This is a genomic window from Streptomyces sp. NPDC043908 (genome assembly GCF_056435525.1).
In genome coordinates, this window is the sequence record NZ_JBWKEI010000005.1 from 78,799 (window position 1) to 97,109 (window position 18,311).

At 74.4% G+C, this 18,311-nt stretch carries 16 protein-coding genes; 9 read left to right on the forward strand and 7 right to left on the reverse strand.

All coding sequences use genetic code 11. The features are described 5' to 3' along the window. Window positions 1–60 precede the first annotated feature (60 nt). The 4 genes from AC069K_RS13180 to hmgA all read right to left on the reverse strand — a co-directional run bounded on the left by AC069K_RS13180 (window position 61) and on the right by hmgA (window position 5,240). Window positions 61–1,263: a CaiB/BaiF CoA transferase family protein gene (locus tag AC069K_RS13180; protein ID WP_478615358.1), complete on the reverse strand. Its 1,203-nt coding sequence runs from the start codon at window positions 1,261–1,263 to the stop codon at window positions 61–63. A gap of 61 nt (window positions 1,264–1,324) precedes the next feature. Further along, window positions 1,325–2,482, reverse strand: coding sequence for a type ISP restriction/modification enzyme (locus tag AC069K_RS13185; RefSeq protein WP_478615909.1), 1,158 nt, complete (start codon window positions 2,480–2,482; stop codon window positions 1,325–1,327). 510 nt (window positions 2,483–2,992) lie between these two features. After that, window positions 2,993–3,775: a GntR family transcriptional regulator gene (locus AC069K_RS13190; RefSeq protein WP_358836754.1), complete on the reverse strand. Its 783-nt coding sequence runs from the start codon at window positions 3,773–3,775 to the stop codon at window positions 2,993–2,995. Between the two features lie 136 nt (window positions 3,776–3,911). After that, window positions 3,912–5,240, reverse strand: coding sequence for a homogentisate 1,2-dioxygenase (gene hmgA, locus AC069K_RS13195; protein WP_365112275.1), 1,329 nt, complete (start codon window positions 5,238–5,240; stop codon window positions 3,912–3,914). Between the two features lie 105 nt (window positions 5,241–5,345). On the opposite strand from hmgA, the gene AC069K_RS13200 reads away from it, so the two are divergent. From AC069K_RS13200 to AC069K_RS13230, 7 genes are all read left to right on the forward strand, one after another. Beyond that, window positions 5,346–5,951 carry a TetR/AcrR family transcriptional regulator gene (locus AC069K_RS13200; RefSeq protein WP_365112272.1) on the forward strand — a complete coding sequence of 202 codons (606 nt, stop codon included), beginning with the start codon at window positions 5,346–5,348 and terminating at the stop codon, window positions 5,949–5,951. A gap of 241 nt (window positions 5,952–6,192) precedes the next feature. Further along, window positions 6,193–8,412: a molybdopterin oxidoreductase family protein gene (locus tag AC069K_RS13205; RefSeq protein ID WP_478615363.1), complete on the forward strand. Its 2,220-nt coding sequence runs from the start codon at window positions 6,193–6,195 to the stop codon at window positions 8,410–8,412. Between the two features lie 123 nt (window positions 8,413–8,535). Next, the gene (locus AC069K_RS13210) at window positions 8,536–9,912 is read left to right on the forward strand and encodes a CitMHS family transporter (protein WP_478615912.1); all 1,377 of its coding nucleotides are present in this window, start codon (window positions 8,536–8,538) and stop codon (window positions 9,910–9,912) included. Between the two features lie 145 nt (window positions 9,913–10,057). Continuing rightward, entirely contained in the window at window positions 10,058–10,690 is a 633-nt protein-coding gene (locus AC069K_RS13215; protein ID WP_478615366.1) for a hypothetical protein, read from the forward strand. Then, window positions 10,677–11,483, forward strand: a complete 807-nt coding sequence (locus AC069K_RS13220; RefSeq protein ID WP_478615369.1) for a class F sortase — start codon at window positions 10,677–10,679, stop codon at window positions 11,481–11,483. The genes AC069K_RS13215 and AC069K_RS13220 overlap by 14 nt, the downstream gene beginning before the upstream one ends. Before the next feature lie 94 nt (window positions 11,484–11,577). After that, window positions 11,578–12,972 (forward strand): aldehyde dehydrogenase family protein, encoded by a 1,395-nt coding sequence (locus AC069K_RS13225; RefSeq protein WP_478615372.1) that lies wholly within the window; start codon window positions 11,578–11,580, stop codon window positions 12,970–12,972. Between the two features lie 100 nt (window positions 12,973–13,072). Next, complete coding sequence (locus tag AC069K_RS13230) at window positions 13,073–14,152, forward strand: Zn-dependent alcohol dehydrogenase (RefSeq protein WP_478615375.1); 1,080 nt, start codon at window positions 13,073–13,075, stop codon at window positions 14,150–14,152. Here AC069K_RS13230 and AC069K_RS13235 read toward each other — a convergent pair. The 3 genes from AC069K_RS13235 to AC069K_RS13245 all read right to left on the reverse strand — a co-directional run bounded on the left by AC069K_RS13235 (window position 14,149) and on the right by AC069K_RS13245 (window position 16,667). Continuing rightward, window positions 14,149–15,111, reverse strand: coding sequence for a DMT family transporter (locus tag AC069K_RS13235; RefSeq protein WP_478615378.1), 963 nt, complete (start codon window positions 15,109–15,111; stop codon window positions 14,149–14,151). The genes AC069K_RS13230 and AC069K_RS13235 overlap by 4 nt on opposite strands. 155 nt (window positions 15,112–15,266) lie before the next feature. Beyond that, window positions 15,267–15,965 (reverse strand): ArsR/SmtB family transcription factor, encoded by a 699-nt coding sequence (locus tag AC069K_RS13240; RefSeq protein WP_365112251.1) that lies wholly within the window; start codon window positions 15,963–15,965, stop codon window positions 15,267–15,269. 18 nt (window positions 15,966–15,983) lie between these two features. Then, window positions 15,984–16,667 (reverse strand): TetR/AcrR family transcriptional regulator, encoded by a 684-nt coding sequence (locus tag AC069K_RS13245; RefSeq protein ID WP_478615381.1) that lies wholly within the window; start codon window positions 16,665–16,667, stop codon window positions 15,984–15,986. A gap of 92 nt (window positions 16,668–16,759) precedes the next feature. On the opposite strand from AC069K_RS13245, the gene AC069K_RS13250 reads away from it, so the two are divergent. Both AC069K_RS13250 and AC069K_RS13255 read left to right on the forward strand, forming a co-directional pair. Then, window positions 16,760–17,911 (forward strand): acyl-CoA dehydrogenase family protein, encoded by a 1,152-nt coding sequence (locus tag AC069K_RS13250; RefSeq protein ID WP_478615384.1) that lies wholly within the window; start codon window positions 16,760–16,762, stop codon window positions 17,909–17,911. A gap of 59 nt (window positions 17,912–17,970) precedes the next feature. Beyond that, complete coding sequence (locus AC069K_RS13255; protein ID WP_358836023.1) at window positions 17,971–18,258, forward strand: YiaA/YiaB family inner membrane protein; 288 nt, start codon at window positions 17,971–17,973, stop codon at window positions 18,256–18,258. The last annotated feature ends 53 nt before the right edge of the window (window positions 18,259–18,311 follow it).

Below are 18,311 nucleotides of genomic sequence, written 5' to 3' on the forward strand. Positions count from 1 at the left end.
CGAGAATCCGGCACCCCGGGAAACCGGATTCCCGAGAACCTATGACTTTCTGATCCATGTTCAGGCGATCACGCCGTCCCGGCGCAGCGCTGCTGTCAGCTCCTCTGTCATCCCCAGGGCTCGCAGCAGCGCTTCGGTGTGCTCGCCCAGCGCCGGCACCGCGCCCATCCTCGGCTCGGGGCCGCCCGGCAGACCGACCGGCGGCAGCAGCGCGCGCAGCGGCCCCACCGGCGAGTCCACCTCCCGCCAGCGCTTCCGCGCCGCGAGCTGCGGATGCGCGGCGACCTGGGCGACCGTGTTGAGCCGGGCGCAGGCGATGCCCGCCGCCTCCAGCCGCGCCACCGCATCGGAGGCGGTCATCGCGGCCAGCGCTTCCCCGACCACCTGGTCGGTCCGCGCCCGGTGCGCGGTCCGCGCGGTATTGGTCGCGTACACCGGATCCTCGGCCAACTCCGGTCGCTCCAGGACCTGGACGGCCAGTCTGCGCCATTCCCGGTCGTTCTGTACGGAGAGCAGCACCTGGCCGTCGGCCGTCGCGTAGGCGTTGTACGGGGCGATGACGGCGTGCGCGACCCCGGTGCGCGCCGGTTCCGTCCCTCCGTGCATCACATGGTGCAGCGGATGGCCCAGCCACTCCGCCAGCGCGTCCAGCATCGAGATCTCCACAGGGCCGCCCCGGCCGGTCGTCCCCCGGCGCAGCAGCGCCGCGAGGACGCCCGAGTACGCGTACATGGCGGCCGCGATGTCGGCGGCCGGGATGCCCGCCTTCACGGGCTGCTCCGGCGTCCCCGTCACCGAGACGAGCCCGGCCTCGCACTGGACGAGCATGTCGTACGCCCGCTTGTGCGCGTACGGGCCGTCGGCGCCGTACCCCGATATGTCGACCGCGACCAGGCGCGGGTGCGCCGCGCACAGCGTGGCCGCGTCCAGGCCCATCCTGGCGGCCGCCCCGTGCGCCAGGTTCTGCACGAACACGTCGGCCCCGGCGATCAGCCGCCGCAGGACGTCCAGCCCGCGCGGGTCCTTCAGATCGAGCGCGATCGACTCCTTGCCCCGGTTGCACCAGACGAAGTGCGAGGCGAGGCCGCGGGCGGCGGTGTCGTAGTGCCGGGCGAAGTCACCGCCGTCGGGCCGCTCGACCTTGATGACCCGGGCGCCGAGGTCGGCGAGCTGGCGGGTGGCGAAGGGGGCGGCGACGGCCTGCTCCACGGCGACGACGGTGATGCCGTCGAGCGGGAGGGGCTGGGACTGCGGAGTGCTCATGGGAGCCGTGCTTATCGTGTACGGGGCACTTTTGTCACGGGCGGCACGTCGGCGGCTCTCCTCAGAGGAGCGTCAGCTGCCCGTCCGGGCCCTCCTCCGGATGGTCCAGTACGGAGGCGGGGCGGCGGGCCGACGGCGGTACGGGCAGGACGCGCGCCTCGACGAGCCTCTCGCGGGCGAGGCGGGGACCCTCGGCCAGCTCCCGCAGGTCCGGGCGCACTTCGTCGAGCAGGGCCAGGACGGTGATGAGCTCAAGGAGGTCGGAGGTCCACTCCTGCGGCCAGGACGCGGGCCGTACGGCCTCCAGGGTGCCCGGCTCGCCGCTCCGCGCGCGCTGCTCGAACCACGCCTCCAGGACGCGCACCCCGCTCACCTCGAACTCCCAGGCGCCCCGCGGCACGGGGGACACGCGGCCCTCGCCGAGGTACAGGCTCTCGTCCTCGACGTCGTAGCGCAGGGCGTCCGGGCGGGGCGGGATCGCGGCCCGCACGTACGGCCGCCGGCCGCCGGGCAGCCGGGGCTTGTCACCGCCGCGCGCCCCGCGCACGGTCAGCTCGGTGATCCGGTGTCCCAGCTCCACCCCGCGCGCCCAGCGGGCGGGGTCGGCGGTGAGCGGCACGACGCACCCGGCGGGGGAGGGCCCGGCGGCGGCCACGACCCAGGCGAACAGGTCCTCGGGGGCGACCTCCTGCCCGTACTCCTTGCCGAGCAGGGCGAGCAGGCCCGGGGTGATGTTGGGCTCGGCGGCGCCCGGGCGGCGGTACAGGGGCCGGATGCGGCCCGGGCGGCCGGCCAGGGGGTGACCGTCGGGGAGCAGGGCGGAGACGGTGAGGGCCGGGCCGGTGGACTTCGGCGGGCACCCCTGCTCCACGGCGAACAGCTGCCGCTCGTCGGCGACGCGCCACAGCTCCGGGCGGGCGGCGTCCAGGAGGCGGTGATCGGGTATCAGCCACTGCTGGTCGAAGGGGCCGTGGGTGAAGCGGACGGGGGCCGGGCAGGGGCCGGATTCCTGGGCGAGGGGGGCGGTGCCGGGGTGGCCCGGGGAGGGGAGGGCGGGGACGCGGGTGTGGAGGGTGCGGGTACGGGTGGGGCGGAAGAGGTGTTCGCGGGTGGAGGGGTCTGCGTGGACGAGGGTGGTCCAGCGGGTTCTGAGCGTGCGGGGGTCCGGGGCGGTGGGCCAGGGGCGGCCTGGGCGCAGGGGGGCCACGGACCAGGGCATCAGGTCGTCGAGCGGCTGCGGATCGTCACTCACGGGGGCCCATGCTAGGGGGGCGGCGGGGGGTTTTGGCCCCTCCCCGCCCCTTCCCCAAACCCTCCGGGGGCGAGCACCCCGGAAGCCGACTTCCCCAAGGCCTGCACCCCGGGCCCCCTGGCGTCCCCCCCCGGCGGGGCCTGCGCTCCCGGCCCCCGGCGAGGCCAGCAGGCCCCGGCCCTCGGCGGGCCTGCGGCCCCTGCGCCCCGCTGCGGGGCTGCGCCCCCGAACCCCTCTTTCGTCTGCGGACCGTGCTGGGTTGCTCGCGCAGTTCCCCGCGCCCCTGAGGGGGATGCCCGCAGCCGGAATGCTCACCTCAGCCACAGGCCGCCAGGGGCGCGGGGAACTGCGCGCTCAGCCACCCACAACCCGCAGACAAAGCCCTGGCCTTGAAGGGGCGCGGGGAACTGCGCGAGCAAGCCCCACTCGCCCGCAGACGAACCCCGGGCCACATAGGGGCGCGGGGAACTGCGCGTCCTACCGCGACGCCTCCACCGTCACCGAGAACGAGAAGCGGTCCCCCCGGTACCGGATCCGGGCCACATCCACCACCCGCCCCGCCGCGTCGTACGACACCCCCGTGTAGTGCAGGATCGGGGACAGCAGCGGCACCTCCAGCAGCTCCGCCGTCAGAGGATCCGCCAACCTCGCCTCCACCGTGTCGGTGATCCGGCTGATCCTGACCCCGACCGAGTCCCGCAGCACCTTCGTCATCGGCCACCGTTCGAGCTCGCGGACGTCGATCCCGGCCGCCAGCTCCGGACGGACGGCGTTCTCCGCCCAGTTCGTGGGCTCGCCGCTGTCGCCGTCGCGGCGCAGCCGGCGGTAGGTGACGACCGAGTCGCAGTCGGGGAAGTACTCCGCGAGCTCCCCCGGCACCGGCTCCGTCCCGTGCCCCAGCACGGTCGTCGGCTCGCCCGACTGCTGCGCCACGATCGCGTCGATCGAGCCGAGCAGCCGCACCGGTGCCCCGCGCCGCGCGGCGGGCTCGATGAACGTGCCGCGCCGCCGGTGCCGGGTGATCAGCCCCTCCTCCTCCAGCTCCTTCAGCGCCTGCCGCATGGTCAGCACGCTCACGCCGTAGTGCGCGGCCAGCCGCTCCTCGGTGGGCAGCCGCAGCGAGGCTTCGGGGGTGCGGCCCAGTATCGACGCGCGCAGGGACTGCGAGACCTGGTACCACAGCGGGAGCTTGCGGTTCAGGACCAGCGAGTCCGGAGCGAAGGAGGACGCCGGGTGCGGTGCGGGGGTCGAGGAGGTCACGGGCATTCCGTATCAGTCTCCGGGGCGCGGCGGAAGGTGCGGCTCAGGATCCGGCGGCGGCGCGCCGGACACACCGGACGCGCCGCGCATACCGGACGCGCCGCACACCCCGGCCGCGCCGGGACGGCCGCGCGCGTCACGCGCGGAAGTGGCGCTCCAGCCCCCGCCACACCTCGTCGTACCCCCGCTGGAGGTGCTCCGCCGACGCGGCCTGCTCCGTCGCCGTCACCGGCCAGCGCGTCTCGAACATGAACGCCAGGCCGTCGTCGATCTTCTGCGGCTTCAGCTCGGCGGCGCTCGCCTTGTCGAAGGTCTCCCGGTCCGGCCCGTGCGCCGACATCATGTTGTGGAGCGAGCCGCCGCCGGGGACGAAGCCTCCCTTTCCGGCGGCCTTCGCGTCGTACGCGCCCTCGATCAGGCCCATGTACTCGCTCATCACGTTGCGGTGGAAGTACGGCGGCCGGAACGTGTCCTCGCCGACCAGCCAGCGCGGCGCGAAGACCACGAAGTCGACGCCCGCGAGGCCCGGGGTGTCGGAGGGGGAGGTGAGGACCGTGAAGATCGACGGGTCCGGGTGGTCGTAGGAGATGGTCCCGATGACGTTGAAGCGGCGCAGGTCGTACACGTACGGCACGTGGTTGCCGTGCCAGGCGACGACGTCCAGCGGCGAGTGGTCGTACCGCGCGCTCCACAGGTTGCCGCAGAACTTGTTGACCACCTCCACCGGACCCTCCACCTCCTCGTACGCCGCGACCGGCGCGAGGAAGTCCCGGGCGTTGGCGAGGCCGTTGGCGCCGATCGGGCCGAGGTCGGGGAGCTGGAAGGGCTGCCCGTAGTTCTCGCACACGTAACCGCGGGCCGTCTCGTCGAGGAGCTCGACCCGGAAGCGCACCCCGCGCGGGATCAGCGCGATCTCGCCGGGGCCGGCCGCGAGCAGGCCGAACTCGGTGCGCAGCAGCAGTCCGCCGCGCTCGGGAACGATCAGCAGCTCGCCGTCCGCGTCGCTGAAGACCCGGTCCATGGAGGCGTTGGCGTGGTAGAGGTGCACGGCCATGCCGGTGCGCTGGGTGGCGTCGCCGTTGCCGCCCAGCGTCCACAGGCCCGCCAGCCAGTCCGTGCCGGCGGCCGGCTCCGGCAGCGGGTCCCAGCGCAGCCGGTTGGGGTCGGGCACGGTCTCGGTGAAGGGCGCGCCGCGCAGCCGGCCGTTGTCGGTGCGGACGAACGCGGGGTGGGCGGCGGACGGGGTGATCCGGTACAGCCAGGAGCGGCGGTTGTGCGCCCTCGGCTCGGTGAACGCCGAACCGCTCAACTGCTCCGCGTAGAGCCCGAGGGGCGCGCGCTGCGGCGAGTTCCGGCCATGCGGCAGCGCGCCGGGAACCGCCTCCGAGCTGTGCTCGTTACCGAACCCCGGGGAGTACGACAGCGCCTGTGCCGTCTTCCTGGCCTGCTCGCTGCTGGTGGTCATCCGCCGCTCCCGCCGCTGAGGAATCCTGCAATCCTATGGGACACCGTAGGATTCGGATCGGACCGCGTCAACGGCAGAACCGGCCGGGCGCGGCATGATGGGGCCGTGCCCCATGCGAATCTCCGCCGCGCACCCGTGCAGCAACGCAGTGCCGAGCGCCTCAGCCGGATCCTGGACGCCTGCGCCGAGCTCCTGGACGAGACCGGTTACGAGGACCTCTCCACCCGGGCGGTGGCCCAGCGGGCGGGGGTGCCCATCGGCTCGGTGTACCGCTTCTTCAGCAACAAGCGGGCGCTCGCGGAGGCGCTCGCCGCCCGCAACCTCGACCGGTTCGCCGAGATCGTCGGCGCCCGGCTCGCCACCATCGAGCCCGAGGACTGGCGCGGGGCGATCGACGCGGTGCTGGACGAGTACCTGGTCCTGAAGAAGACCGTGCCCGGCTTCAACCTGGTGGACTTCGGCGGGCCGCAGCCGGTCGCCGACCCCGCCGCCGACGCCAACCACCTGCTGGCCGAGCGGCTCGCCGAGCTGCTCCCGGCCCAGTTCGGCCGCGCCCCCGACGCGGAGTTGCGCCTGACCATCCTGGTGGCGGTCGAGGCGGCCGACGCCCTGCTGCGGCTGGCCTTCCGCACCGACCCGGCGGGGGACCCGGGCATCGTCGCTGAGACCCGGGAGCTGCTGCACGCGTATCTGGCCCGGACCCTGGGCTGAGCGCCTGCCCCGGGACCCCCGCCCGCGCCTTGGCGCCCGGCGCGTCGCCGCACGTACCGACGCCTTGACGCCCGGTGCGCCGCGCCACGTACCGACGCCGCCACTCCCGCCCCCCCGGACGGGCGGCCGGGGCGCCAAGACGGCCCCCGCTCCCGCGCCGCGGCCCTCGCCACCATGCGTACCGGTCGGTATGCTCGGATCGCCCGTGCGTCACCCGCCGCCGCCCCCGGGGAGGACCCCCATGTCCGCACTGCGCATCTGCCCCCTCTGCGAAGCCACTTGCGGGCTCACGCTGACCGTCGAGGGGACCCGGGTCACCGGGGCCCGCGGCGACCGGGACGACGTGTTCAGCCAGGGGTTCATCTGCCCCAAGGGCGCCTCCTTCGGCGAGGTCGACGCCGACCCCGACCGGCTCACCGCGCCCCTGATCCGCCGCGAGGGGCGCCTGGTGGAGGCGGGCTGGGACGAGGCGTTCGACCTGGTCGCGGAGCGGATCCGGCCGGTCGTCGAGACGTACGGCGCCGACGCCGTCGGGGTGGTGCTCGGCAACCCCAACGTCCACACCATGGCCGGCGCCCTCTACCCGCCCGTGCTGCTCGGCGCCCTGCACACCCGCAGCCTCTTCACCGCCAGCACCCTCGACCAGATGCCCAAGCACGTCTCCAGCGGGCTCCTCTTCGGCGACCCGTTCGCCATACCCGTGCCGGACCTCGACCGCACCGACCACCTGCTGCTGCTCGGCGCCAACCCCCTGGAGTCCAATGGGAGTCTGTGCACCGCGCCGGACTTCCCCGGCAGGCTCAAGGCCCTGCGGGCGCGCGGCGGCACCCTCACGGTCGTCGATCCGCGCCGCACCCGGACCGCGAAGCTGGCCGACCGCCACCTCGCCCCCCGGCCGGGCACCGACGCGCTGCTGCTCGCCGCGCTCGCCCACGTCCTGTTCGAGGAGAAGCTGACCTCGCCCGGCGAACTCGCGGACGCGGTGGAGGGGCTGGCCGACGTCCATGAAGCCGTACGGGAGTTCACCCCCGAGGCGGTCGGGGCGGCCTGCGACCTCGACCCGGACGAGATCCGCGCCCTCGCCCGGGAACTCGCCGCGGCGCCCACCGCCGCCGTCTACGGCCGCATCGGCAGCTGCACGGTGGAGCACGGCACCCTGGCCAGCTGGCTCGTCGACGTCCTCAACATCCTCACCGGCAACCTGGACCGGCCCGGCGGCGCGCTCTTCCCGCTCTCCGCCACCGACCGCGCCCCGCGTCCGGCCGGACCCGGCCGGGGCTTCGAGATCGGCCGCTGGCGCAGCCGGGTCGGCGGCCACCCCGAGGCCAAGTCGGAGCTGCCCGCGGCGGCCCTCGCCGAGGAGATCGAGACGCCGGGGGAGGGGCAGATCCGGGCGCTGATCGTGTGCGCGGCCAACCCGGTGCTCTCCGCCCCCGACGGCGACCGGCTCGACCGCGCGCTGGCCGGGCTCGACTTCATGGTCAGCGTCGACCCGTACCTCAACGAGACCTCACGCCACGCCGACGTCGTGCTGCCCCCGCCGCCGCCCTCGCAGAGCGCCCACTTCGACTTCGCCTTCAACGCCCTCGCCGTACGCAACCAGGTCCGCTACACCCGCCCCGCCGTGCCGCTCGCCGAGGGCAGGCTCGACGAGTGCGAGATCCACGCCCGGCTCGTCCTCGCGGCGACCGGGATGCACGGCGCCCCGCCGGACGCGGTGGACGCGATGGTGATCGACCGCACGCTCGGCAAGGCCGTGGCCGACCCGCACTCCGCCGTGCACGGACGCGACGCGAAGGAGCTCGCCGCGCGGCTGACCGGCGGGAGCGGCCCCGAGCGGCGCCTGGACATGATGCTGCGGCTCGGCCCGTACGGCGACGGCTTCGGCGCCGACCCCGAGGGCCTCAGCCTGGAGCGGGTGCTCGCCCACCCGCACGGCATCGACCTCGGGCCGCTGCGGCCCCGGTTGCCGCAGGTGCTGCGGACCCGCAGCGGGCGGATCGAGCTGCTGCCCGCCCCGATCGCCGAGGACCTGCCCCGGCTGCGCGCCGCGCTCGACGCCCGCCCCGACGGGCTCGTCCTGGTCGGCCGGCGGCATCTGCGCTCCAACAACAGCTGGCTGCACAACATCCCGTCCCTGAACGGCGGTTCCAACCGCTGCACCCTCCACGTCCACCCCGAGGACGCGGCGCGCCTCGGCGTGCGCGAGGGCGATCTCGTCCGCGTCACGGCGGACGGCGGCGCGGTGGAGGCGCCCGTGGAGATCACCGACTCGGTCCGCAGCGGGGTCGTCAGCCTCCCGCACGGCTGGGGCCACGACCGCCCCGACACCCGGCTCGGGGTCGCCGCCGGACGGCCCGGGGTCAACGTCAACCAGTTGCTCGACGGCTCCCGGCTGGACCCGCTGTCGGGGACGGCGGTGCTCAACGGCTTCCCCGTCGAGCTGGTCGCACTTCGTTGACCTGGGGTTTTGCTCGTATTGCTCACACGTCAACGTCTTGCTGACGCCGGAAGGGCCGCCCTAACGTCATCCGCACCGCCAGCCCCCTGGTGGGAGTTCAAGGGTGAACGTTAGGTGTCCTCCATGCTGACCGTCCTCGGCTTCACCATGATCGCGACCTTCCTGGTGCTGATCATGCTGAAGAAGCTGTCGCCCATCGCGGCGCTGGTTCTGATCCCCGCCCTCTTCTGCGTCCTCGTGGGCAAGGGCGCCCACCTCGGCGACTACGTGGTCGACGGCGTGGGCAAGCTCGCGCCGACCGCCGCGATGCTGATGTTCGCGATCATCTACTTCGGGGTGATGATCGACGTCGGCCTCTTCGACCCGGTCGTCCGGGGCATCCTGCGGTTCTGCAAGGCCGACCCGGTGCGGGTGGTCGTCGGTACGGCGGTGCTCGCCGCGATCGTCTCCCTCGACGGCGACGGCTCGACCACCTTCATGATCACGGTCTCCGCGATGTACCCGCTCTACAAGCGGCTGGGGATGAGCCCGGTGGTGATGACCGGAGTCGCCGCCACCGCCAACGGCGTGATGAACACCCTGCCCTGGGGCGGCCCGACCGCCCGCGCCGCCACCGCCCTCAAGCTCGACGCGTCCGACATCTTCGTCCCGATGATCCCGGCGCTCGCGGTCGGCCTGGTGGCGGTCTTCGTCCTGGCGTACGCGCTGGGCCGCCGCGAGCGCGCCCGGCTCGGCCTCCTCACGCTCGACGAGGCCCTGGAGCCGGAGAGCGAGACCGTCCTGGTGGCGGCGGGCGGCTCCGAGCCGCCGCGCCCGGTCGCGGCCGACGGGGGCGCGCGGGCGTCCGAGGTCACCGGCTTCCAGGGGCTCGACTCCGAGCGCGCGACCCTGCGCCCCAAGCTGTACTGGTTCAACGCGGCCCTCACCGTGGTGCTGCTCACCGCGATGATCATGGAGTGGCTGCCGATCCCGGTGCTGTTCCTGCTGGGCGCGGCGCTCGCGCTCACCGTCAACTTCCCGCACATGCCCGACCAGAAGGCGCGGATCGCCGCCCACTCCGACAACGTGGTGAACGTGGCGGGCATGGTCTTCGCGGCGGCCGTCTTCACCGGGGTCCTCAACGGCACCGGCATGGTCAAGCACATGGCCGACTGGCTGGTCGGCGCCGTCCCCGACGCCATGGGCCCGCATATGGCGCTGGTCACCGGCGTCCTGAGCCTGCCGCTCACGTACTTCATGTCCAACGACGGCTTCTACTTCGGCGTCCTGCCGGTCCTCGCGGAGGCCGGGGCCGCGCACGGCGTCTCCTCCGTGGAGATCGCCCGCGCCTCGCTCGTCGGGCAGGCGCTGCACATGTCGAGCCCGCTGGTGCCGGCCGTGTACGTCCTGGTGGGCATGGCCAAGGTCGAGTTCGGCGACCACACCCGGTTCACGGTGAAGTGGGCGGCGCTCACCTCGCTGGTGGTCCTCGGCGCCGGGATCCTCTTCGGGATCATCTGACGGGCCGTCGGGAGCGGGGGCGCTGCGCCGGACGGGCGACATCGCGCGGTCCGTCCGGCGCTGCTCCGCCGTTTCCCCGGGCGGATGTGAAAGAGAGTCAGACGAAAGGTCGATTTATATGACAATCTGACTCGAAGGAAAGCGCATGTCTGCCTCCTCACCTCCGCGCCCCACCGTCCGCCGCCCCGCCGCCACCGCCGCCGCGGCCCTCGCCCTCGGGCTGGCCGGAGCCGCCCTGGCCGGGGCGCCCGTCGCCCACGCCGCCCCCGGCGACAACGGCGACGTGAAGATCCACAACCTGGGCACCCAGTTCACCGACCAGCGCGACGAGCCCAAGGTCTGCGGGTTCTACCTCGACGGGTTCAACTTCGACCCGAAGCAGAACATCAGCTACTCGATCCAGCCGCAGCCGCAGCGGGCGGGCGGCGCGACCCTCACCGGCGCCATCCCGCTGCCCACCGGCGTCGGCCACACCCTGCCGCTGACCCTCCCGGACGGCCAGTACAAGCTCACCTGGAACGTCGTCGGGCTCAAGGCCGCCGGCAAGACGAAGGTCTTCAAGGTCGACTGCAATCCGGTCACCGGCCCTTCGAGCAGCCCCAGGAGCATCCTGCCCAACGGCGGTCCGAACGCCGGCGGCGGCGGTCTGGCCGGGGACGGCGGCGGCTCGGGCGACGGGGTCTCCCCGGCGGCGGGCGCCGCGGCCCTCGGCCTGATCGGCCTCTCCGGGGCGCTCTTCGTGCGACGGCTGCGCCGGCGCCCGCATGGCGCCGCGTAACGGTTCCCCCAGGCCCTGCCACCGCTCCCGCGCCTACCGGCTGACGCGGACGGCGGCGCTGGCCGCGACCCTGGTCGTCGGCGGCGTCTGGTGGGCCCAGGACGACGGGTCGGTCGCACCGGTCGCCCTGGGCACCGCGGGGGCCGGGGGCGCGGCGGCGCCCTCGGCCCCCACGGGGGGCGACGGGGACGAGCAGCCCCTGGGGGCGTCCGCGGCCCCGGGCGTGGCGGGGGCCAAGCCGGGCGCGGGCCGCCCCGTCCCGGGCGGGCACGGCCGGTCCGCCGGGCCCGCGCCCGCCGCCCGCCCGCCCCGGCCGCTGCCGCCGTCCCGGGCGACCGGCCTCGCCATCCCGTACTTCGGCCTGCGGGCACCGGTCGTCGGCCTCGGCCTCGACCGTACGCACCAGCTGGCCACCCCGCCGGTCGACAACCCCAAGCTGGTCGGCTGGTACCAGGGCGGGCCCAGCCCGGGCGGGACGGGCACGGCCGTCGCCGTCGGCCACCGCGACACCCGCACCGGGGCGGCCGTCTTCGCCAACCTCGCGATGCTGCGGCCCGGCCGGCTCGTCGAGGTCCGCCGCGCCGACCGCAGGACCGCGGTGTACACCGTGGACGCGGTCCGCACGTACGACAAGGCGGGCTTTCCCGACAAGGAGGTGTACGGCCCGCGGAACCGGCCCGAGCTGCGGCTGATCACCTGCGGCGGCAAGTTCGACCGCAAGAAGGGCTACGAGAGCAACGTCGTGGTCTTCGCCCACCTGACCGCCGTCCGGGGCCCGGGCCGGACCGCATAGCCTCCTTCCGGCGCCCGGAACCGCGGGCGGCCCTGGTGCCGGAAAACTACCGGCGCTAGTTTGGGTGCACTGTCCCAGACCCAGGAGGAGTGCGATGAACGCCCACGACGGGATGTACATAGCCGGCCGGTGGACGCCCGCCGCGGGCGGCGACACGATCGCCGTGGTGAACCCGGCGGACGAGCGGGTCATCGCGCACGTCCCGGCGGGCACCGCCGAGGACGTCGACGCGGCGGTCCGCGCGGCCCGCGCGGCGCTGCCGGGCTGGGCCGCGACCCCGCCCGCCGGGCGCGCCGCGCTGATCGCCGCCCTGCGGGACCGGCTCGCCGCGCGCAAGGACGAGATCGCCGCGACCGTCACCGCCGAGCTCGGGGCGCCCGAGCAGTTCGCCCAGCAGGTGCACGTCGGCCTGCCGATCGCGGTCGCCGGTTCGTACGCCGAACTCGCCGCCGCGTACGCCTTCGAGGAGCGGATCGGGAACTCGACGGTCTTCCACGAGCCGGTCGGCGTGGTCGGCGCGATCACGCCCTGGAACTACCCGCTGCACCAGATCGTCGCCAAGGTCGCCCCGGCGCTCGCCGCGGGCTGCACGGTCGTGCTCAAGCCCGCCGAGGACACCCCGCTCACCGCGCGGCTCTTCGCCGAGGCGGTGCACGAGGCGGGGCTGCCCGCCGGGGTGTTCAACCTGGTCACCGGGCTCGGCCCGGTCGCGGGCCAGGCCCTCGCCGCGCACGAGGGCGTCGACCTCGTCTCCTTCACCGGCTCCACGGCCGTGGGCCGGCAGATCGGCGCCACGGCGGGCGGAGCCGTCAAGCGCGTCGCCCTGGAGCTGGGCGGCAAGTCCGCCAACGTCGTCCTGCCCTCCGCCGACCTCGCCAAGGCCGTCGCCGTCGGCGTCGCCAACGTCATGAGCAACTCCGGGCAGACGTGCAGCGCCTGGACCCGGATGCTCGTCCACACCGACCGGTACGAGGAGGCGGTGGAGCTCGCCAGGGCCGCCGTGGCCAAGTACCCGGCGGGCGACCGCGTCGGCCCGCTGGTCAGCGCCCGGCAGCGGGAGCGGGTGCGCGGCTACATCGAGAAGGGCGTGGCCGAGGGCGCCCGCCTTGTGGCGGGTGGCGCCGAGGCCCCGCTGGAGCGCGGGTACTACGTGGCGCCCACCGTCTTCGCGGACGTCACCCCCGAGATGACCATCGCCCAGGAGGAGATCTTCGGCCCGGTCCTCTCGCTGCTGCGCTACGAGGACGAGGAGGACGCGCTGCGGATCGCCAACGGCACGGTGTACGGGCTCGCGGGCGCGGTCTGGGCCGGGGACGAGGCCGAGGCCGTGGCCTTCGCGCGGCGGATGGAGACCGGGCAGGTGGACATCAACGGCGGCCGGTTCAACCCGCTGGCACCCTTCGGCGGCTACAAGCAGTCCGGCGTCGGCCGCGAGCTCGGCCCGCACGGCCTGGCCGAGTACCTCCAGACCAAGTCCCTCCAGTTCTGACACCCGCCTTCGCACCTCTGGCACCCGATGCCGAGGTGCCGCTCCGACGCCAGTTCCGACGCCCAACCCCCTGCCGACTCTCCGAACCCGGGAGCACCTCGTGGTCCGCGCCGCCGTCCTTCCCTCCATCGGTTCCCCGCTGGAGGTCACCGAGATAGAACTCCCCGAGCCCGGCCCCGGCCAGGTGCGGGTGCGCCTCGCCGCCGCCGGGGTCTGCCACTCCGACCTGTCGCTCTCAGACGGCACCATGCGGGTGCCCGTCCCCGCCGTCCTCGGCCACGAGGGCGCCGGCACGGTCGTCTCCGTCGGCGAGGGGGTCACCTCGGTGGCGCCGGGCGACGGCGTGGTCCTCAACTGGGCGCCCTCGTGCGGCACCTGCCACCCCTGCTCGCTGGGCGAGGTGTGGCTCTGCGTCAACGCGCTGGCCGGCGCCGGCGCGGTGTACGCGCGCACCGCGGCCGGGACCGACCTCCACCCCGGCCTCAACGTCGCCGCGTTCGCCGAGGAGACGGTGGTGGCGGAGAACTGCCTGCTGCCGCTGCCCGAGGGCATCCCGCTCACCGAGGCCGCCCTCCTCGGCTGCGCGGTCCTCACCGGCTACGGCGCGGTCCACCACTCGGCCCGGGTGCGCGAGGGCGAGACGGTCGCGGTGTACGGAGTCGGCGGCGTGGGCCTGGCCACCCTCCAGTCGGCCCGGATCGCGGGCGCCGCGCGGATCGTGGCGGTCGACGTCTCCCCGGCCAAGGAGGAGCTGGCCCGGCGGGCGGGCGCCACCGACTTCGTCGTGGCCTCGGAGACGACCGCCAAGGACGTCCGCAAGCTGACCGGCGGCCACGGCGTGGACGTGGCCGTGGAGTGCGTCGGGCGCGCGGTGACCATCCGTACCGCGTGGGAGTCCACCCGGCGCGGCGGGCGCACCACGGTCGTCGGCATCGGCGGCAAGGACCAGCAGGTCACCTTCAACGCCCTGGAGATCTTCCACTGGGGCCGTACGCTCTCCGGCTGCGTCTACGGCGACAGCGACCCCGCCCGCGACCTGCCGGTGCTCGCCGAGCACGTACGGGCCGGGCGGCTCGACCTGGGCGCGATGGTCTCGGAGCGGATCGGGCTCGACGGGATCCCGGCCGCGTTCGAGAACATGCTGGCGGGCAAGGGCGGCCGGGCCCTGGTGGTCTTCTAGCGGCCCGCCGTCTCCGGCTCCGGCGCCACCGCGACGCCCGCGCCCACCGGTGCCGTACGGTCCGTACGGCGCCGGGGGCGGGAGCGGGAGACCGCCACGCCCGCGAGGCAGAGGGCGCCGCCGACGAGCGTGAGCCACGCCGGGACCTCGTCGAGGACCAGCCAGGACATCAGCACGACCAGCGTCGGCACCACGTAGGTGGTCGCGCCCATGCGGCCCGCCGTCGTACGGGCCAGGGCGTACGCCCAGGTGGTGAAGGCGAGCGCGGTAGGGAAGACGCCCAGGTAGACCATGTTGAGGGTCGCCGGGACCGGCGCGGCGGCGGCGTCCGCCACCAGCTGCCCGCTGAACGGCAGGCAGAGCGCGGTCCCCACCAGGCAGCCGAAGAAGGTCACCTGGAGCGCGCTGCCGTGGGCCAGGGCCGGCTTCTGCGCCACCACCCCGGCCGCGTACGCCACCGCCGCCAGCAGGCACAGCGCCACCCCGAGGACGTTCGCGCCGCCCTCGCCGGACATCGACAGGCCGACCGCCACCGCGCCCGCGAACGAGACGCCCATGCCCGCCACCAGCCGGGGCGGCAGCCGCTCGCCGAGGAACCGGGCGCCGAGCAGGGCGATCAGGATCGGTCCGATGTTGACGACCATCGCGGCCGTCCCCGCGTCGACCCGCTGCTCGCCCCAGTTGAGCACCACCATGTACAGCCCGAACCACAGGAGGCCGGAGAGCACCGTGCCGCGCCAGGCCGCCCGCGGCGGCAGCCCCTCGCGCCGGGCGGCCATGAGCACGCCGAGCACGAGGGTGCCCGAGAGCAGTCGGCCCAGGGCGAGCGCCCCGGGGGAGTAGGCGTCTCCGGCGCTGCGGATCGACACGAAGGCCGAGGCCCACAGCACCACGGAGACTCCGGCGGCGCCGAGGGCGAGCCCTTGCGAACGGCGCCCGGTGTGCGAGGAGTTCGTCATGTGCCGACGGTACGGCCACGACGGTTCGGCGCTCACCGAATTATCGGCCGCCCCGCGGCAACGGCCCGCCTTGCGCCCTGCGGCAACGGCCCGCCCGGCCCCGCGCGGCAACGGCCCGCCCCGCGCCCCGCGTTCACCGCCGCGCCGGGCCCGGCCTACCGCAGGCTCGCCTTCTCCACCCCGAGCAGCTCGGACAGCGCCTCCTCGCCCGTCGGCGTCACCCGCACCGCCCGCTCGGAGCCGATCCGTACGCACCACTCGGCCTCCAGCGCGTGCGCGCACAGCACGGCCCCGGCGACCCCGGCCAGATGCGGGCGGCGCTCGGTCCAGTCCAGGCACGAGCGCACCAGCGGGCGCTTGCCGCCCGGGGAGAGGTCGAGCCCCAGCTCGCCGTACCAGCGCAGGCCGTCACGCGTCAGCGCGAACCCGGCGTCCTGGGTCAGCAGGCCCCGCAGCGTCATCGCGTCCGTGACGGCGATGCCGAGGCGGCCGGCGAGGTGGTCGTAGCAGGTGCGGCCGCGGGCCATGGCGCTGCCCGCCGAGACGGCCCGCAGGGTGCGCGGCCGGTCCGGCGGCGCGGTCCTGGCCGCCAGCTCCTCGACGAGGTGGGCGGTCCCGGCGTCGGCCAGGCACACGTACCGGTGCCGCCCCTGCCGCTCCTCGCGGAGCAGCCCGCCCGCGACCAGTTTGCCCAGGTGCTCACTGGCCGTGGAGGGAGCGACCTTCGCGTGCCGCGCCAGCTCGCCGGCCGTCCAGGCGCGCCCGTCCAGGAGCGCCAGGCAGAAGGCCGCGCGGGTCTCGTCGGCGAGCAGCGCGGCGAACGCCGCCAGTCCGGATCCCGTGGTGGTGGTCATACCTCAAGGATGCCGCCGTCACCCTTCGGCCGGGGCCGAACCGTGGGCGAGGCGGTGGGGGCGGCCGGGCAGCGCGTCGTACTGCGCCTGGAGCCCGTCCAGCAGGGCCCGCAGCCCGGTCTCGAACGCGCCCTCGTCGATCTCCTCCTGGCGCTCGGCCAGCAGATGGGCCTGGCCGAGATGGGGGTAGTCGGCCGGGTCGTACGCGCTCTCGTCGGCCACGAAGCCGCGGGCGAAGGAGCCCAGGGCCGAGCCCATGACGAAGTAGCGCATCAGGGCGCCGATACGGGTGGCCTGGGCGGGCGGCCAGCCGGCCGCGACCATCCCGCCGAAGACCGCGTCCGCGAGCCGCAGACCCGCCGGGCGGCGGCCGGGGCCTTGGGCGAGCACCGGGACGATGTGGGGGTGGCGGGTGAGGACCGCCCGGTAGGACAGGGCCCAGTCGTGCAGCGCGGTGCGCCAGTCGCGGCCGTCGTCCGCCTCGAACATCGTCAGGTCGACCTGGGCCGAGGTGGCGTCCGCCACCGCCTCCAGGATCTCGTCCTTGGTGCGGAAGTGGTTGTAGAGGGAGGGGCCGCTCACGCCCAGTTCGGCGGCGAGGCGGCGGGTGGAGACGGCCGCTAGCCCTTCCGCGTCCACGAGCGCGCTCGCCGCCGCGACGATGCGGTCGTGGCTGAGGAGGGGCTTGCGCGGTCGGGCCATGCGGCACATAGTAGGCGTGCGCAGGGAAAACTAGCAGTGGTAATTAAATGGTGGCCCGACCGGCCGCCCGGACTACCTGGGGTGCGAGCGGGATGAACCTGGAGCTGAGCGAGGAGCAGGCCGCGGTGCGCCGGCTCGCCGAGGACTTCGTCGCCCGCGAGGTCACCCCGCACGCCGCCGCCTGGGACCGGGCCGAGAACGTCGACCGGTCGATCGTCAAGAAGCTGGGCGCGCTCGGCTTCCTCGGGCTCACCCTCCCCGAGGAGTACGGCGGCTCGGGCGGCGACCACCTCGCCTACTGCCTGGTCACCGAGGAGCTCGGGCGCGGCGACTCCTCGGTGCGCGGCATCGTCTCCGTCTCGCTCGGCCTGGTCGCCAAGACCCTGGCGCACTGGGGCAGCGAGGAGCAGAAGCGCGCCTGGCTGCCCCGGCTGGCCTCCGGCGAGGCGCTCGGCTGCTTCGGGCTGACCGAGCCCGGGACCGGCTCGGACGCCGGGAACCTGGCGACCCGCGCGGTCCGCGACGGCGGCGACTACGTGATCAACGGCTCCAAGATGTTCATCACCAACGGCACCTGGGCCGATGTGATGCTGCTCTTCGCCCGCACCAACGACACCCCCGGGCACCGGGGCGTCTCCGCGTTCCTGGTGCCGACCGACACCCCCGGCCTGAGCCGGCGCCCCATCCACGGCAAGCTCGGCCTGCGCGGCCAGGCGACCGCCGAGGTGGTCCTCCAGGACGTCCGCCTGCCCGCGGACGCGCTGCTGGGGCCGGAGGGCAAGGGGTTCTCGATCGCCATGTCCGCGCTGGCCAAGGGGCGGATGTCGGTGGCGGCGGGCTGTGTCGGCATCGCCCGCGCGGCGCTGGACGCGGCGGTCGGCTACGCCGGGCAGCGCGAGCAGTTCGGCCGGTCCATCGCGCACTACCAACTGGTCCAGGAACTCATCAGTGACATCTCGGTGGACGTGGACGCGGCCCGGCTGCTGACCTGGCGGGTCGCCGATCTCATCGACCGGGGCGAGGAGTTCGCCACCGCCGCCTCCAAGGCCAAGCTCTTCGCCTCCGAGGCCGCCGTGCGCGCCGCCAACAACGCCCTCCAGGTGTACGGCGGTTACGGCTACATCGACGAGTACCCGGTCGGCAAGCTGCTGCGTGACGCGCGCGTGATGACGCTGTACGAGGGCACCAGCCAGATCCAGAAGCTGATCATCGGCCGCGCGGAGACCGGCGTCTCGGCCTTCTGAGTACGTCCTGAGTACGGGAGCGGATGTGGCCGCGGCCACGTCCGCCGCATGCTGGCCCCATGAGTGAGACACCGGTCAAGCAGCAGAACACGGCCGCGTACTACGGCCAGGCCGTCGCGTCCTTCGCCCTCGCCCTCGGGGCCACGGCGATCGGCATCACCCGGCTCCACGCCGACGCCTGGGTGCGCGGTTTCCTCGGGATAGCCGTCCTTTACCTCGTCACCTCCGCCTTCACCCTCGCCAAGGTGGTCCGCGACCGCCAGGAGGCCGGGCAGATCGTCAGCCGGGTCGACCAGGCCCGGCTGGAGAAGCTGCTCGCCGAGCACGACCCGTTCCAGAAGCTCTAGCGCTCGCTCTAAGCGCTTGCTCACCTTCGGGGTATGGTGTTCGTCCGAAGAAA